This window comes from Pseudomonas sp. THAF187a, from assembly GCF_009363395.1.
In the GTDB taxonomy this organism is placed as follows: Bacteria; Pseudomonadota; Gammaproteobacteria; order Pseudomonadales; family Pseudomonadaceae; genus Aquipseudomonas; species Aquipseudomonas khazarica.
Genome location: NZ_CP045349.1, coordinates 4,385,584 through 4,401,919, shown reverse-complemented (window position 1 = coordinate 4,401,919; position 16,336 = coordinate 4,385,584). Strand labels below are relative to the sequence as shown.

General features: G+C 66.8%; 15 protein-coding genes. 7 read left to right on the top strand and 8 right to left on the bottom strand.

Features of this window, described 5'->3' with window-relative positions:
• Window positions 1-62 precede the first annotated feature (62 nt).
• Window positions 63-1,436: a solute carrier family 23 protein gene (locus FIV02_RS20460; RefSeq protein ID WP_152489653.1), complete on the bottom strand. Its 1,374-nt coding sequence runs from the start codon at window positions 1,434-1,436 to the stop codon at window positions 63-65.
• A gap of 102 nt (window positions 1,437-1,538) precedes the next feature.
• Window positions 1,539-3,158, bottom strand: coding sequence for an acyl-CoA synthetase (locus tag FIV02_RS20455; protein WP_047591075.1), 1,620 nt, complete (start codon window positions 3,156-3,158; stop codon window positions 1,539-1,541).
• A gap of 141 nt (window positions 3,159-3,299) precedes the next feature.
• Between FIV02_RS20455 and FIV02_RS20450 the strand changes: the two genes are divergently transcribed.
• On the top strand, window positions 3,300-5,591 hold the full coding sequence (locus tag FIV02_RS20450) for a PAS domain S-box protein (protein WP_152489652.1): 2,292 nt from the start codon (window positions 3,300-3,302) through the stop codon (window positions 5,589-5,591).
• Between the two features lie 87 nt (window positions 5,592-5,678).
• Window positions 5,679-6,305, top strand: coding sequence for a response regulator transcription factor (locus FIV02_RS20445; protein ID WP_037051523.1), 627 nt, complete (start codon window positions 5,679-5,681; stop codon window positions 6,303-6,305).
• On the opposite strand, the gene FIV02_RS20440 is transcribed toward FIV02_RS20445, so the two are convergent.
• Window positions 6,302-7,024 (bottom strand): response regulator transcription factor, encoded by a 723-nt coding sequence (locus FIV02_RS20440; protein WP_152489651.1) that lies wholly within the window; start codon window positions 7,022-7,024, stop codon window positions 6,302-6,304. The genes FIV02_RS20445 and FIV02_RS20440 overlap by 4 nt on opposite strands.
• Window positions 7,025-7,259: 235 nt before the next feature.
• On the opposite strand from FIV02_RS20440, the gene FIV02_RS20435 reads away from it, so the two are divergent.
• From FIV02_RS20435 to FIV02_RS20415, 5 genes are all read left to right on the top strand, one after another.
• Window positions 7,260-7,445, top strand: coding sequence for a hypothetical protein (locus FIV02_RS20435; protein ID WP_150606650.1), 186 nt, complete (start codon window positions 7,260-7,262; stop codon window positions 7,443-7,445).
• Window positions 7,446-7,662: 217 nt separating this feature from the next.
• Window positions 7,663-8,337 carry an aquaporin Z gene (aqpZ, locus tag FIV02_RS20430; protein ID WP_047584719.1) on the top strand — a complete coding sequence of 225 codons (675 nt, stop codon included), beginning with the start codon at window positions 7,663-7,665 and terminating at the stop codon, window positions 8,335-8,337.
• Window positions 8,338-8,357: 20 nt separating this feature from the next.
• Entirely contained in the window at window positions 8,358-9,056 is a 699-nt protein-coding gene (locus tag FIV02_RS20425; RefSeq protein ID WP_256663007.1) for a GGDEF domain-containing protein, read from the top strand.
• 96 nt (window positions 9,057-9,152) lie between these two features.
• Complete coding sequence (locus tag FIV02_RS20420; RefSeq protein WP_371923189.1) at window positions 9,153-10,004, top strand: FecR domain-containing protein; 852 nt, start codon at window positions 9,153-9,155, stop codon at window positions 10,002-10,004.
• Window positions 9,994-12,279 (top strand): CHASE2 domain-containing protein, encoded by a 2,286-nt coding sequence (locus tag FIV02_RS20415; protein ID WP_152489648.1) that lies wholly within the window; start codon window positions 9,994-9,996, stop codon window positions 12,277-12,279. Before FIV02_RS20420 ends, FIV02_RS20415 begins: the two co-directional genes overlap by 11 nt.
• A gap of 4 nt (window positions 12,280-12,283) precedes the next feature.
• Here the strand turns inward: FIV02_RS20415 and FIV02_RS20410 are convergent, their stop codons facing one another.
• From FIV02_RS20410 to FIV02_RS20390, 5 genes are all read right to left on the bottom strand, one after another.
• Entirely contained in the window at window positions 12,284-12,895 is a 612-nt protein-coding gene (locus FIV02_RS20410; RefSeq protein WP_134675760.1) for a class I SAM-dependent methyltransferase, read from the bottom strand.
• Window positions 12,896-12,898: 3 nt separating this feature from the next.
• Window positions 12,899-13,234 carry a DUF5629 family protein gene (locus FIV02_RS20405; protein WP_152489647.1) on the bottom strand — a complete coding sequence of 112 codons (336 nt, stop codon included), beginning with the start codon at window positions 13,232-13,234 and terminating at the stop codon, window positions 12,899-12,901.
• 16 nt (window positions 13,235-13,250) lie between these two features.
• The gene (locus FIV02_RS20400) at window positions 13,251-13,892 is read right to left on the bottom strand and encodes an oxidoreductase (protein WP_152489646.1); all 642 of its coding nucleotides are present in this window, start codon (window positions 13,890-13,892) and stop codon (window positions 13,251-13,253) included.
• A gap of 30 nt (window positions 13,893-13,922) precedes the next feature.
• The gene (locus tag FIV02_RS20395) at window positions 13,923-15,647 is read right to left on the bottom strand and encodes a C13 family peptidase (protein ID WP_152489645.1); all 1,725 of its coding nucleotides are present in this window, start codon (window positions 15,645-15,647) and stop codon (window positions 13,923-13,925) included.
• Window positions 15,648-15,792: 145 nt separating this feature from the next.
• Window positions 15,793-16,248, bottom strand: a complete 456-nt coding sequence (locus FIV02_RS20390; RefSeq protein ID WP_047584648.1) for a MaoC family dehydratase — start codon at window positions 16,246-16,248, stop codon at window positions 15,793-15,795.
• Window positions 16,249-16,336 lie beyond the last annotated feature (88 nt).

Sequence of the window (16,336 nt, the reverse complement as noted above, 5' to 3'; positions counted from 1 at the left end):
GAGCATTTTGAGCCTGTTTTTAACGCAGCAATGGCAACGCAGATAGTTTTTCAACAGCCTGATTAGTCGGCTTCGGCCGTCTCGCTCGGTTTATCCTTGACGCTGGTGAATTTAAGCAGATGGGTGCGCTCGACCAGAATGTACAGCGCAGCGCCTGCGGCCAGGCCCCAGCCCGCGCCGTAGACGGCGAGCACCACACCCATGGTGCCGGCGATACCGCGTTCGGTGTTGTTGTTCAACTGCTCGAAACCGACCATCAGGCAGATGTAGCCGGTGAGGATCAGCGTCAGCGACAGGGCGATCGGCAGCACCGGCTGGAAGAAGCTGACCAGCGGCAGCATGAACAGCGCGGCGAAGCCGGTGATCCAGAAGGTGCCGGCGCCGCTGTAGATCGAGTCCATCGCCTTGCGTCCGTACTTGTAGCGCTCGGCCATGGTCGCCGCCACGGCCGTCCACAACGGCCCGGCGAGGCCAGGGTAGGGCGCGAGGAAGGCGTGCAGGGCGTTGCGGATGGCGGTGACCAGGTGCACGCGGTCGACGTTGTTTTCGATCACTTCATCGGTGCGCAGTTCATCGGCGCGCTGCATCAGCGACTGGCCGACGATGATGTCGCCGAAGGCGATCACGTAGGCGATCACTGCGGTGGGAACGGCCAGCATGAACACGTCCAGGCCGGGGAAGCCGACGCTGAACGGCAGGTAGTTCCACATCTCGCCGAAGGCCGGCGCGGTGATGCCCCACCTGACGTCCGGCATCTTGTACTCGCCCACGGCGATGCCGATGAAGATGGCGATCAGCATCCCGGGCACCATGCCGTAGTTGACCACCTTGCGCGCCAGCGGCAGGCGCTCGGTCAGGCCCTTGAACGACACCGAGAACATCAGGTACAGGCAGATCAGGCTGCCGAGTACCAGCGATATCGGCGTATTGGCCAGGCGTCCGCCGGCACTGATCTCGCCCATCAGGGCGGCGATGCCGGCGCCGATGATGATGCCGCCCTTCATCGAGTTGGGGATCAGCCGCACCAGCGTGCTGCCCAGGCGCGTGACGCCGAGGAAGAGGAAAATCACGAACACCAGGAACTGCAGGGCGAACAGCGCCCGGATGGCCTCCGGGCCCGGTTCGTAGTTGCCGAGAAACAGCAGCACCACGGGGATGCCGGGGGTGATCCAGCCGGGCACGAAGGGCACGCCGAGCAGTGCCGGCAGCATGAAGCCGATGCCGCATACCACCACGTAGGCCAGCGCCACGTCGTAGGGCAGGCCGAGGTACTTTTCCAGCAGCGGGATCATCGCCAGGCTGACCACGAACATGATCAGCGCCTGCAGCATCTCGGCGGTTTCCCAGCGGTAGTGGACGAAAGGCAGGCGCACCTTGAACGGGCCGACAGGCCAGTGCGGTTGCTCGTCGCCGTCACGGCGCTTGAAGATTTGCATGAGGGTTCTCCGTCGGCCGCCAGGGCCGGTTCTTGTTGTTGTGAAAACGGTAGGCTGCGGTCTGTGGGAGGCGCTTTCGGCTGAAGCCCCTCCCACAAAGGGTCAGAGCGCCTTGGCCATGTCGCGCAGGACGAACTTCTGGATCTTCCCGGTGCTGGTCTTCGGCAGCGCCGTGAAGACCACGGTCTTCGGCACCTTGAAGCCGGCCAGGTGCTCGCGGCAGAAGGCCATGATGTCGCTGTCACTGGCCTGCTGGCCGGTCTTGAGGGTGATGAAGGCACAGGGTGTCTCGCCCCATTTCTCGTCCGGGCGGGCGACCACGGCGGCCTCCAGCACGGCAGGGTGGCGATAGAGCACGCCCTCGACCTCGATGGTGGAGATGTTCTCGCCGCCGGAGATGATGATGTCCTTGAGGCGGTCGCGGATTTCCACGTAGCCATCGGCGTGGCACACGCCCAGGTCGCCGGTGTGGAACCAGCCGCCCTCGAAGGCTTCGGAGGTGGCGCTGGGATTCTTCAGGTAGCCCTTCATCACGGTGTTGCCGCGCATGAAGATCTCGCCGATGGTCTGGCCGTCACGCGGGACCGGCTCGAGGGTTTTCGGGTCGGCGACCATGACGCCTTCCAGGGTCGGGTAGCGCACGCCCTGACGCGCCTTGATGGTGGCGCGTTCCTCCAGCGGCAGGTCGTCCCACTCGGCATGCCAGGCGCACAGGGTCACCGGGCCGTAGACCTCGGTCAGGCCATAGACGTGGGTCACGGAGATGCCCATCTCTTCCACCGCGCCGATCACCTTGGCCGGTGGCGCGGCGCCGGCGACCATGGCCTTGACCGGATGATCGATGGCTGCCTTGGCCTCCGCCGGCATGTTCACCAGCGCGTTGAGCACGATGGGCGCGCCGCACAGGTGGCTGACCTGCTCGTCGCGGATCAGGGTGAGGATCTTCGCCGGGTCGACGCGGCGCAGGAACACATGCACGCCCGCCAGCGCGGTGATGGTCCAGGGGTAGCACCAGCCGTTGCAGTGGAACATCGGCAGGGTCCACAGGTAGACCGGGTGGTTACCCATGTTCCAGGTCATCTGGTTGCCCATGGCGTTGAGGAACGCGCCGCGGTGGTGATAGACCACGCCCTTGGGGTTGCCGGTGGTGCCGGAGGTGTAGTTGAGGCTGATGGCCTGCCACTCGTCCGTCGGCCACTGCCAGGCGAACTCCGGGTCGCCCTCGGCGAGGAAGGCTTCGTAGTCCAGGTCGCTGACCGCCTGGCCTTCGCCGTACTCGGGGTCGTCGACGTCGATCACCAGCGGCGGATGGTCGAGCATGCCGATGGCCGCGTGGATCACATCGAAGAACTCGCGGTCGGCGATCACCACCTTGGCTTCGCCATGCTGCAGCATGAAGGAGATGGCTTCGGCGTCCAGGCGCACGTTGAGGGTGTTTAGCACCGCGCCGATCATCGGCACGCCGAAGTGCGCCTCGAGCATCGCCGGGATGTTCGGCAGCATCACCGCCACCGTGTCGCCCTTGCCGATTCCGCGTCCGGCCAGTGCCGAGGCCAGGCGCCGGCAGCGCGCGTAGGTCTCGGCCCAGTCACGTCGAATCGAGCCATGCACCACGGCCGGGTAGTGCGGGTATACCGCCGCCGTACGTTCGATGAAGCTCAGGGGGCTGAGGGCGACATGGTTGACGGCGGCGCGGCCGAGGCCCTGCTCGTAGATCGACATGGCGGATACACCTTTGGCTGATTGTTAGCTCTGGTTATTCCGGTAATGATGCAGGCATTACCGAATCTTTCTGGCGGTAATTTATAGGGCATTTCTAATTTATATGGAAGTTGTACCAAGGTTTTATAGAATAATTACTATATGAGTCATTCGAGTGATCAGGCGGCCGTGCCGCTGCAGGCCTGGCTACGCATTCAGCGCGAGGCGCCGTCCCTCAACGAACGGGCGGCGGCTCTGCGCCGCGCCGTGCTGGGTTGCCCGCAGGTGCGCCAGGCCTGGTACCTGGCCTGGCAGCCGGCCAGCGGGACCTATGCGCAGGAGGGCGGCGGCCCGCGCCTGCCGCCGGGGCAGGGCGACCCCCTGGCTGCTGGCGACCAGGTGCTGTTCGAGGCGCTGCTGGCGCAGCCGAGCATGAGCCTGGACACATTGCGCCAGCTGCCGTGCTGGCTGGCCGGACGCTTGCGCCGCGCCGCCATCCACCATGGCCAGGCGCTGGCGCTGAGCCTGGAGGACGGTGGCGCGGGGCTGTTGCTGCTGCAGGTGGAGGAAGGCGCCGGGCTGGAGTGGTTGCCCTGGCTGCGCCAGTTGCTGGTGCAGCTGGTTGGCCTGGCCGGCGGCATGAGTCGCAGTGCGCCGTTGCTCTCGGCCGATCCGCAGCCGGCGCTGCTGCTCGATGAACGAGCGCGGCCGCTGGAGTTCAACCAGGCCTTGCAGGCGCTGCTTGGCGAGCGCTCGCTGGCGCAGGTCGAGGCCCTGCTGCCGGTCAATCACTTGCCACTGGTGCGTGCCTGCCTGGAGCAGCGCAGGGCCATCGAGGCGGTCGAAGCACAGGATGGCGAGCGCATCCTGATCTGGAGTTTCATCCCCGACCTGGCGGAGCGGCAGGTGCTGGCGCGCTGCCGCGAGGCGACCCAGGAGGTGCGTGATCAGCGGGAAGCCGCGCGTGCGCGTCGCCTGTATCGGCTGATCACCGAGAACACCACGGACCTGATTTCCCGCCACACGCCCGAAGGCGTGTTCCTCGATGCCTCGCCCGCCAGCTGGACCCTGCTCGGCTACTGGCCGGAGGAGCTGCGCGGGCGCAGCGTGGACAGCCTGCTGCATCCGCTGGACCAGACCCAGCAGGCGCGCCAGGCCTATGAGGCGCTGGAGCAGGATGGCTATCACACCATGACCTATCGGATTCGCCATCGGGACGGCCATTACCTGTGGTTCGAGACCGCCAGCCGCGCCATTCGCGAGACCTACACCGGCGCAGTGGTGGAGGTGGTCAGTGTCTCGCGCGACATCACCGCACGCATTCAGGCCGAAGAGAACAAGCGGCGTCTGGCGGAGGTCGTCGAGGCCAATACCGACCTGGTGCTGTTCATCGAGCCGGGCGGGCGCCTGACTCACCTCAACCCCTCGGCACGCCGGGCGCTGGGCATCGCCGCCGAACAGCCGCTGCCGACCTTGCCGCAACTGCTGGCCGAGGCCGATCTGGCGCTGCTCGAACGCGAGGGCTGGGCCCGCGCCGATGCCGGCGGTGTGTGGAGCTGCGAGGCGCGCCTGCTGCCGCTGGCGGGGGGCTCGCTGCCGGTGTCGCTGGTGTTGCTGGCCCATCGTGGCGCCGGTGACGAGCGCTACTACTCGCTGGTGGCGCGGGACATGACCGAGCGCGAACTGCGCGAGGCGCAGCAGCGTCGCCACCAGGACGAGCTGGCGCACACCGCGCGGCTGGTCACCCTGGGCGAGCTGGCCTCGGGCATCGCCCATGAGATCAACCAGCCGCTGGCAGCGGTGGTCAACTACGCCGGCGCCAGCCAGCGCTACCTGCAGGGCGTCGGCGGCGACCCGGCGGCGACGGACAAGGTGGCCCAGGGCCTGGCGCGCATCACCGAGCACGCCAACCATGCCTCGGAGGTGATCAAGCGCCTGCGTGCCTTCCTGCGCAAGGGCCAGCGGCGCATGCAGGCGCTCGATCTGGCCGAGGTGGCGCGCGAGGCGGTGCGCCTCTGTCACTGGGAAGCCGGTGCCGCGCAGGTGGCGGTGCGCGACGCCTTGCCGGACAATCTGCCGCCGGTGTTCGCCGACCGGGTGCTGCTCGAACAGGTGCTGCTCAACCTGCTGCGCAACGCCATCGAGGCCAATCGTGAAGTGCATGCCGGCGCGGTTTCGCAGATTCGTCTGGAGGCCTGCGAGCAGGACGGCAGCCTGGCGATCCGTGTGCTCGACCAGGGGCCGGGGGTCAGTGACGAGCAACTGGTCAAGCTGTTCACGCCGTTCTACACCAGCAAGGCGGAGGGCCTGGGTCTCGGCCTGTCCATGAGTCGCAGCATCGTCGAGGGCTTCGGCGGGGCGCTGGAGGCATTCCCGCTGGAGGGCGGCCTGTGCCTGGAGTGCCGCTTGCCGCTGGGCAGGGACGACGAGTCGTTGTCGAACAGTCGCGGCTAGGGCCCCTCCCACGAAGCCTGCACGCTGTGGGAGGGGCTTCTAGCCGCGAGCGATGAAATGCATAACAACAAGAGGAGCTGCACGCGGATGCAACAACTGGTTTATGTGGTCGATGACGACCAGGGCATGCTCGACTCGACGCTCTGGCTGCTGGAGTCGGTGGGCCTGAAAGGCGTGCCCTTCACCAGTGGCCGCGCCTTTCTCGAAGCCTGCGAGGCGAACGCCAATGCCTGCGTGCTGCTGGATGTGCGCATGCCGGGGATGGGCGGGCTGAATGTGCAGGACGAGATGCGTGCGCGCGGCATCGAGCTGCCGGTGATCTTCGTCAGTGGCCATGCCGATGTTCCCATCGTGGTGCGTGCGTTCAAGGCCGGCGCGGTGGATTTCATCGAGAAGCCCTACAACGAGCAGCTGCTGCTCGACAGTGTGCAGCAGGCGCTGGAGCGTCGTGCGCCGGTACCGCGCCGCGATTCACGTCTGGCCGAGGTGCAGGCGCGTCTGGAGCAGCTCACCCCGCGCGAGCGTGACGTGCTGCTGCCGCTGGTGCGCGGCTACACCAACCGTGAGGTGGCCGAGCAACTGCATATCAGCGTGAAGACCGTCGACCTGTACCGCTCGCGGGTGATGAAGCGCATGCAGGCCGAAACCCTGCCGGAGCTGGTGGGCATGGCCATCGCTGCGGGGCTGGTGGATGCGCTGGCGCTGCGGGGCTAGTGGGCCTGCTCGTCGCCGACGCGCTCCAGCCGATAGCCATAGCCGTAGATGGTGAGCAACTGCCAGCCATGTTCGGGCGACAGGCCCAGCTTGTTGCGCAAACGGTAGATATGGGTATCCAGCGGGCGCGAGGAATGCACTTCTTCATGGGGCCAGAAGCGCTCGTAGAAGTACTCGCGTGATAGCGGGCGGCCGAGGTTGTTGAACAGATAACGCGCGATGCGGTACTCCCGCTCGGTCAGCGTCACCGGCTGGCCGGCGCGGCTGACGCAGAGCTCGGCGTCGTCGAACAGCAGGTCGCCGAACTGGTTGCGTTCGGCCTCTGCCGGGCGGACTCCGCCCCGACGGCGCATCACCGCGAGGATGCGCGCCCGCAGCTCGTGCGGGCGAAAGGGCTTGCAGATGTAGTCGTCGGCACCGGCGTTGAGGGCTCGTACCACGTCCTGCTCGCTGTCGCGGCTGGTGATCATGATCACCGGTGGCGAATCTTCCAGGTGCTCACGGCTCCACTTGAGAATCTGCAGGCCACTGATGTCCAGCACCTGCCAGTCGAGGATGAGCAGGTCGTAGCGCTCGCGCTTGAGCCGCCGGAGCATCTCTTCACCGCGACAGAAACAGTGCGTGAGCCAGGGCGCGCGCTGCGACTCGTTCATGCTCTGCAGGGTCTGCTCGAGGCGCTGCAGTTCAGCCGTCTCATCGTCCAGTATCGCCACGCGCATGGCCTGTCCTCCGTTACTTCGCTGCTCTGATCGCCTGGCTGGCGATGAATTCTCGCTGATTCTGAAGAAATGTGACGGATCCCTCAAATCCCGCGGGGTGCTTGCTAGAGTCCGCGTCAAAGGGAGGGGCCCCGGTGTTGTCTGTGGGGCCTGTATCAGGCCGCCAGGGAGAGGGCGGATGTCTGGAGGCAAAGGGGCGTTGATGCGTACAGGAGTCGTGTTGGCATTGGGGTGCTTGGCTCTGTTGTCGGTCACGCCCACGCGTACTCGGGTGTTCGTCGAGGCAGAAGCGGCGTTGCCACGCCAGCCGGTAGGCCATCTCGAGCAGAGGGTCTGGTCCCGTCCTGCGGTGCCGGAGCATCTGCTGCTGATCGGCGACGACTACCCGCTGGAGGTGGTGAGGCCGCGCTGGGTCTTCTGAAGACCCTGTCCAGGGACAGTTTGGGCATCCGGATTGGGTGTCCGGGCAGGGAGCCCGCATCGAACCGGTCCGGGATGGACCTTGCCTCGTGGCTCAGGGACTGGCCGTCGGGGTTCCTGGCGGTGGACGGCGTGCCATGGAGGCTGCCGTCGGCTGGCCAGAGGGGCGCAGGGAGGCGCTGCCCCTCGTTCATGTCGTGTGTGCTGGAGTGATGATGATGAATAAATACGCTGCCGAACTGCTTGGTACGTTCTGGCTGGTGATGGGGGGCTGCGGTACGGCCATCCTGTCGGGGTTCGGTGTGGGCCTGCTGGGTATCTCCCTGGCGTTCGGCCTGAGCGTGCTGACCATGGCCTATGCGGTGGGGCATGTCTCCGGTGCGCACTTCAATCCGGCGGTGACGCTGGGTGTGTGGGCCGCCGGGCGTTTCCCGTCGAGGGATGTGCTGCCCTACATGCTGGCGCAGGTGGCTGGCGGCCTGTTGGCCGGGGGTGCGCTGTACCTGATCGCCGCCGCCAGCTCGGACTTCGACCTGGTTGGCTCCGGCTTCGCTGCCAATGGCTATGGCGAGCACTCTCCCGGTGACTACCCGCTGCTGGCGGCGCTGATCTGCGAAGTGCTGATGACCGCGATGTTCCTGCTGATCATCCTGGGCGTCACCTCCGGGCGAGCGCCCACCGGCTTTGCGCCGCTGGCCATCGGCCTCGCGCTGACGCTGATTCACCTGATCAGCATTCCGGTGACCAACACCTCGGTGAACCCGGCGCGCAGTACCGCCGTGGCCTTCTATGTCGGTGGCTGGGCCATCGAGCAACTCTGGCTGTTCTGGCTCGCGCCGTTGCTGGGCGCGGTCCTGGGTGCCGGATGTCACCGCCTGATCGGGCGTGAATGAATTCGCAACGGAGGTGGGCGATGGCAACTATCACATCGATCCATGGTGCGGACGTATCACCTCCGCATGGGCCGACGCATGCCCGGTTGCGCCAGTTGCTGGAGGCGCTGCATGCCCAGCAGCACACCGAGCAGATCATGCAGGCGCGCATCGTCAGCCTGCAGGTCGAACTCGACGGATACCGCAAGCGCCTGCAGCGCCTCAACGGGCTGGCCCACCAGCAACAGCGCCAGGCGCTGACCGATGTACTGACGAAGCTGCCGAATCGTCGGGCCTGGGAACTGCGCCTGAACGAAGCGCTGGCCTGTCACCGGCGCCACGGCGGCGAGCTGCAACTGGCATTCCTGGATGTGGATCACTTCAAGCGCATCAACGATGACTTCGGTCATCCGGCGGGCGACAAGGCATTGCGCCTGATCGCCCGGTTGCTGGCGTCGCGTTTGCGCGACAGCGACTTTCTGGCGCGATATGGTGGCGAGGAGTTCGCTATCCTGTTGCCCAATACCGGCCGGGAAGCCGGCTACGCGGTGCTCTCGGAACTGTGCAAGAGCATCGAGTCGGCGCCCTTTCATGTGCGTGGCCGGCGCCTGCGTATCACCTGTTCGGCTGGTCTGGCGTCGTTCTCGGCTGGCGAGTCGGGCGTGGAGACCCTGCGCCGGGCCGATCAGGCCCTGTACAGAGCCAAGAGAAATGGCCGCAATCGCCTGGAGTTGGACTGAGTGACAAGGGAAATGGGGATGCTGGGGTTGCGTGGCGCCTTGAGCGCTGGCGCGTGGTTCTGCAGGGCATTGCTGGTCGTGGGGGCGTGCGCCTGCGTGGGCGCATTGGCCGAGCCTGTCGAGGACGGCGAGCTGGTCGGCCCGCTGGCTCCGCAGTTGCCCGTCTATGTCCAGTACCTGGAAGGGCGAGCCTGGATCGTCGACGCGCGCGGCGCGGAAACGGCGTTGCGCGAAGGCATGCTGGTCGATGACAAGGAAGGTATTCGCACCGAAGACTCCACGTTCGTCAGCCTGGTCAGTGGCGACGGTTCGCGCATCGTCTTGCCGTCCAGCTCCCAGGTCGAACTGCACTGGGAAGAGGAGCACGAACGCCTGCAGATCATGCTGCGCCAGGGCCAGGTCGAATCCTACGTGCGCAAGCAGGCGGAGGACGACGAGCACTATCAGGTGCTGACCCCGGTCGGGGTGCTGGGGGTGCGTGGTACCCACTTCCGCGTGCGCATTGCGGAGGGGGAAACGCGCAGTCTGTCCGAGGTGCTCGAAGGGGGTGTCGCGGCGCGTCGCGTCGATGACGAGCAGTCTGCGGTGCTGGTCGGGGCCCGTCAGGGGCTGAACCTGCTGCCACAGGGCGAGCTGCGTCCGGTCGAGCTGCTACCGGCGCCGCGTCTGCTGGGGCAGGGCGGTCGCGACATGAGTTCGGGCAACTGGACACTGCTGCTGCAGCCGCTGCCCGGCGCCACCCGCTATCGCGTGCAGCTGGCCAGCGACGAACAGTTCCTGCGTATTCGCCAGGAGCGGTTTTCCGAGACGCCGAGCGTCAACTTCAGCGGGCTGCCGGTCGACACCTACCACGTGCGCCTGTCCGCCTTCGATGACAATGGCCTGGAAGGCATGACCTCGGTCTACCAGATCCTCTATCTGCCGGCCTGGCGTCGCAATGCCCCATGAGCCGGGGCGCTCGGGCGCCTTCTCGATGTCCGGGCGGCTGTTCCGGCGCATCGTCCGTGAGTGGGCGTTGCTGGCGCTGATCCTGCTGCCGCTGGTCGCCTTTCTCGCGCAGGGACGACTGAGCACGCTCGACAACCTGATCTACGACCGCTTGCTCGGCTGGACCGCGGTGCCGCAGGACTCGCGCTTGCTGCTGGTGGAGATCGATGACCGCAGCCTGGCGGCCATCGGGCGCTGGCCCTGGCCCAGAGGCGTGCATGCCGACCTGATCGAGCGTCTGCAGCAGGCGGGGGCCGAACTGGTGTTGTTCGACGTGATCTTCACCGAATCGGCCCGTCCTGAAGAGGATGAGCCGCTGGCCAGGGCCGTCTGTCGCTCAGGCAATCTGCTCCTGCCGCTGCTGCGTGACAGCAGGACCCGGCAGGGCCAGGCCCCGGGTGAGATCCTGCCCTTTTCATCGCTGCGCGAGTGTGCGCTCGGCCTCGGTCACATCAATGTCGAGGCGGATGGCGACGGCGTGGTGCGCTCCGTCTACCTGCACGAGGGCCCGCCGGGGCGAACGCGCGCCCTGCTCGCGCTGCAGGCCTTCGCCCATCTGCAGCCGGATGCCGCCGCCGAGTTGCCGGGGCGCCCGGACGGGGAACTGCTGGCCGGCTGGCAGCGGCAGAACAGGATCCGCATTCCATTCTCGCAGCAGTTCCCCGTCGTGCCCTATCTGAGCGTGCTGCGCGGGGAAGTGCCGGACAGCCTGTTGCGCGGTCGCGTGGTGCTGGTCGGCGCCAGTGCGCCGGGGCTGGGCGACCGCTACGTCACTCCCGTGGCCGGTAGTGCGGGCGTGACGCCGGGGGTGGCGATCCAGGCCAGCATTCTCAACGGCTTGCTGCAACGGCGCAGCATCGTCGAGCCCGCCGCCTGGGTCACGGCGCTGATGGCCTGCCTGCCGGTGGCGTTGCTGCTGATCGCCTTCCTGCTGGCGCGCTTGCGTCATGCCCTGGCGCTGACGCTGCTGATGGCCGCCGCGAGCCTGGCGCTGTCCTGGGGGCTGCTGTCCAGCGGCTGGTGGTGGTCGCCCGCAGCGAGTCTGCTGGGGCTGCTGCTGACCTACCTGCTGTGGCACTGGCGGCGGCAGAGTGCGGTCCTGGCCTACTTCGGCTGGGAGCTGGCCCGCCTGGACGCCGAGCCTCGCGTGCTACCCGAGCAGGGCGTGGCGGCCGCCCCCGAGGGGGATGTGCTGCAGCAACGCATCATGGCGCTGGAGCGTGCGCTGGCGCGGGTTCGCGACACCCGCCGATTCATGACCGAGGGGCTGGAGCAACTGCCCGTGGCGACACTGGTGTGCGATCCGCAGGGGCTGATCCTGCTGAGCAGCGCAAGGGCCCGGCACATCGTCGGCGATGCCCGTCTGGGCGGGCAGGTGAACGAGCTGCTGGTCGAGCTTGGCTATCCGCCGGGCCTCGCAGGTGACCTGCGTGACATGGGGGGCGTGGAGTTCCGCAGCCCGTCCGGCCTGCACCTGCGCCTGGAGGTGGCAGCGATGCGCTCTGCCAGCGGAGCACTGGCACTGGGCTGGCTGGTGGCCCTGCTCGACCTGAGCGCCGAGCGCGAGGCGCAGGCGCAGCGCAGCACCATGCTGCGCTTTCTGTCGCATGACCTGCGGGCGCCGCACTCGGCGATTCTCGCCCTGCTCGAGCTGCAGAAACGCGCGGCGCCGGGTGACGACAGCGTGCTGCAACAGATCGAGGGACAGGTCCGGCGGGCGCTGGGCCTGACCGAGGATTTCGTTCAGCTGACGCGTGCCGAGTCCGAGGACTATCGCTTCGAACCGACCCTGATCGGGACGATCGCGCTGGACGCCTTCGAGCAGGCCTGGCCGCTGGGGCGTGCCAAAGGCATCGAGCTGGTACACCGGCTGGACGACGACGAGACGCTGGTCAGCGCCGACCACGGGCTGTTGTGCCGCGCGCTGTTCAACCTGCTGGAAAATGCCATCAAGTACAGCCCGTCCGGAACGCGCGTCGAACTGGCGCTGCGGCTCGAAGGCGACTGGATCTGCTGCAGCGTCATCGACCAGGGGCGTGGTATCGCGGCCGCGGACCTGTCCCAGCTGGCCCTGCCATACCGGCGGCTGGGCGATGTCGAGGCGAGCGAGGGGCTGGGCCTGGGGCTGACCATGGTGCGGGCCGTGGTCGAGCGGCATGCCGGGCATCTGGTCTGCGAGAGCGAGGTCGGTACGGGCAGCCGTTTCAGTATCGTCCTGCCGCGCCTGGAGAGCTGAGCGCTCAGTCTGCCCAGCCGCGATAGACGTGGGTCATGGGCCGTGGACCCTTGAGGTAGCCGCTGTCCAGCTGGCGGATGTGAAAACCACCGGCCTGGATCAGCGCCGGTATGTCACGGTCCAGGTGGCAGCCGCCGGCCAGGGGTTTCCACACCGGCGTGAGGCGTCGCTGCCAGCGCACCACTGGCAGGTCGGGTGCCAGGCCGTGTTCGCAGAACAGCAGGCGACCTTCCGGCTTGAGCACGCGGCGCATCTCCCTGAGCGCGGCGACGGCGTCGGGAATGGTGCAGAGGGTGAAGGTGCAGACGATGTCGTCGAAGCTGGCATCCGCCGCCTGGATCTGCCCCAGTTCCAGGGCGATCATCTCCACCGCGACAGGACAGCGCGCGGCCCGTTCGCGGGCCAGGCGCTGCATGTCGGCAGAGGGATCGACCCCGACCACGACCTCGACCCGCTGCGGATCGTAGAACGCCAGATTGAGACCGCTGCCGATGCCGATCTCCAGCACCCGGCCCCGTGCCAGCGGCACGATCTGCGAGCGGGCCTTCATCACCGCCCCCATGCCGCAGGCGAAGTCGATCAGCTGCGGCAGCACATGACGGTCGTAGAAGCCCATGGCCTAGGCTTCGTCCTCATCGTCGTCGTTGTCACCGCGAAAGGCGGCGAAGCACTTGAGGCCATGGCTGACACCGTCACTCTCGAGGTGCCAGCTGTCGTCCTCTTCGCTGTGGCGTGCGGCCTGGACCGAGGCCAGGGAAAACTTCCACAGGCGCCGTTCGCGGCCATCGATGCAGTGCACCTGCAGCAGGGGCTTGGCCGAACTGTCGCTACCGGCCGTGCCCGCGCTGATCTGTGCCAGCAGTTCGGTGTCGAGGTCGAACTGCCAGGCGTACAGGCCGTCGATCTCCAGCATGTCGGCGTCTTGCAGGGCTTCGATCAGGCTCGTCGGTTTCATCGTTTCATCCACGGCATCAGCGCCCCAGACGGCGCAGGTCGGAGGACTCTATCACGCGGATACCGTCCTCTTCCTCCAGCGCCAGGCGCCACAAGGCACGGGCCAGGGCGCAGGCATCGATGCCGCGGTACTTGCCTGGCAGCCAGCGCAGCAGGGGGGCTGCGAGGCGCTCGCCAAGGCGGAATTCATGGCGCGCCCCGAGCAGCAGCGACGGGCGGGTGATGGTCAGTTGCGGCCAGCCCATGGCCTTCAGCGCTTCTTCGGTCTCGCCCTTGACGCGGTTGTAGAACACCGACGAGTTCGGGTTGGCGCCGAGTGCGCTGATCACCACCAGGTGCCGCGCACCCAGCTCGCGAGCCCGGCGGGCGAAGGCCAGGATCAGGTCATGGTCGATGGCGCGAAAGGCGTCCTGCGAGCCTGCCTGCTTGATGGTGCTGCCCAGGCAGCAGAACGCGGTGTCGACCTGGCCGGACAGTTGCGGCAACAGGCCCTGCAGTTCGCCAACCGGGTTTTCCAGGTGTGGGTGGGCTGCCAGGGGGCGACGGGTTGGCGCCAGCACGCGGGCTACCGTCGGTTCGCTGAGCAGGCGATCGAGCAGGTGTTCGCCCGTGAGCCCGGTGGCTCCGGCGATGAGGATGTGCTGCGGAGTCAGATACATGCACTTGTCTCTTGTTCGTTACAACTGAGCTTAGTCGTTCGCTGCAGGGCTGGCCACGGCACTGAGTGCGCGTTCGGCCTGGCTCTGGCGCAGGTTGCGCCAGTGCTGGAGTACACCACGCGGCGCCCAGATCTGCGGTTCGGAGGGTTCGAAACCGTCGCTCTGCTCACGTTCGGCAACTCTTTCCTTGGCCAGTTCAAACGCTCGTTCGAGATTGTCGGTCTCGCCCAGGGCCTCGGCGAACAGGGCGCGGCCGAAATAGGTGAAGTCGTTCTCTTCGCTGCAGCCGAAGGACACCCGGTCGGCACGTGCCGCGGTCATCACCAGGGTCTTCTCGTCCTTCAGCGGCGGGATGAAGCCGCCGGAGTAGCAGGCGGAGATCACCACCACCTTGTTGCGCTGCTTGAGCGGCGCCAGCAGCGCGGCGAGCTCGCTGGCCGGCAGGTCGGCCAGTTGCAGGCGTGGCTGGTCGAGGCTGAGTTCGTGACGGCGCGAGCCGTGGCTGGTCAGGTAGATGAAGATCAGGTCTTCCTCGCCAGTGCGCTCGGCCAGCGTCCGCACCACCCGGGTCAGGTTCTCGCGGGTGGCCAGCGGTCGGTCGGCGAGGTGGTCGCGGTGGTTGACCAGGGTGATGCTGGAGAAGGCGCCGAAGCGTTCGCGCATCAGGCTGCTGACGTAGTCGGCCTCGCGCATGAACACGCTCTGCTTGCCGTCGCCGGCCAGGCTCAGGGCGTACAGCTCGCGCGCTGGCGTGGATGCCGGGATGGCGGCGATGGTCTCGTCGAGCAGACGTCCCTGCAGCAGCAGGCCCAGTTCGAGGCTGTCCGGCAGCGCCTTGCCCTGCTCGTCGCGGATCAACCGCCCGCGCTGCCAGGTGCCGACCAGGCGGCTGCCATCGGCCTGGGTCAGGGTGCCCTTGCCATTGTATTCCCCGGCGGCGAAGCGCCCCTGGTAGACACTGCCGTCGGCCAGGGTGAGCAGGCCTTCACCGGCGTATTGCCAGTCCTCGAAGTCGCCGAGGTAGCGGGTGCCGTCGCCATCGTTGTATTCGCCGGAGCCCTGCATCACGCCATCGATGAACTCGCCGGCCCAGACTGCGCCGCTGGCGCTCTGGTAGCGGCCCTTGCCGTTGAAGTCGCCGTTGTGGAAGCCACCGCTGTAGGTGTCGCCGTCGGCGCTGCGATAGCTGCCCTGGCCATTGAGCTGCCCCTGGCTGAACACGCCGCTGTACTGGTCGCCATAGGCATCGTCGCGCACGCCCTGGCCCTCGGGCTGGCCGTCGACGAATTGCCCCTGGAAGCTGCTGCCGTCGGCCATCTCCAGTTTGCCCAGGCCATGGAACTGGTCGTTGCGGAACTCGCCCTGGTAGCGCTGCCCGTGCTGTTCGAACACGCCTTCGCCGCTGAAACGGTTGCGCTCGAACTGGCCCTGATAGCGACTGCCGTCGCTATAGGTGAGGGTGCCCTGGCCATGGAACATGCCCTGGTGGAACTCGCCCTGGTAGTGCTCGCCACCCGGTCCCTGCCATTCGCCGTCGCCTTCGAGCATGCCGTCCTGGAACTGGCCGACGAACCAGCTGCCGTTGCGGTAGTCCAGGCGCCCGGGGCCCTGCAGCAGGCCATCGACGATTTCACCACGGTACTGGCCGCCATCCGGCAGGGTGGCGTTGGCGGGCAGCAGCGGACGCGCTTCGTCGCAACCGGCGAGGAGCAGGGCCAGACAGATAGGGAGCAGGCGCAGGGCAGGGGGATTCATCGCGGACATCCAAGTCGGTACGTTGCGAGCAGTATGCCGCAAGCCCGGATGCTTGCGCTGCTGCACTGCACGCTTTGCCGTCGCAAGGTTGCCGCTTCCGGCGGCGAACGCCGGAAGCGACAACGACTCGGTATGCCCGGGGGGCTCAGACGAAGCAGAGGGTCAGCGGTTCGGCGATGTAGGCAGGTTTCTCCTGGCCTTCGATCTCCAGTACGGCGCGTGCCTTGAGCAGCCACTGGCCGGGGTTCTTCTCGGTGGCGTCGGTCAGCGTCACCACCAGGCGTACCCTGGAGTCGACCTTGACCGGCTGGATGAAGCGTACGCTGTCGAGGCCGTAGTTCACCGCCATCTTCAGGCCTTGCGGCATGATCATGATCTTTTCCATCAGCATCGGTACCAGCGACAACGAGAGGAAGCCGTGGGCGATGGTGGTGCCGAAGGGCGTCAGCTTGGCTTTTTCCGGATCGACGTGGATGAACTGGTGATCGCCGGTGCACTCGGCGAACTGGTTGATGCGCTCTTGATCGATGGTCAGCCACTCGGATTTGCCGAGTTCCTTGCCAACCTGGTCCTTGAGCTCTGCTACGGGTACGAACGGCATAGTTCCTCCTTGAGGACGCGGGTGTTTTTCTTGTGTGCGTGAATCCGTTGCGGCCTAGATCATCATGAGGGCAGCAGTCGGTCAAGCC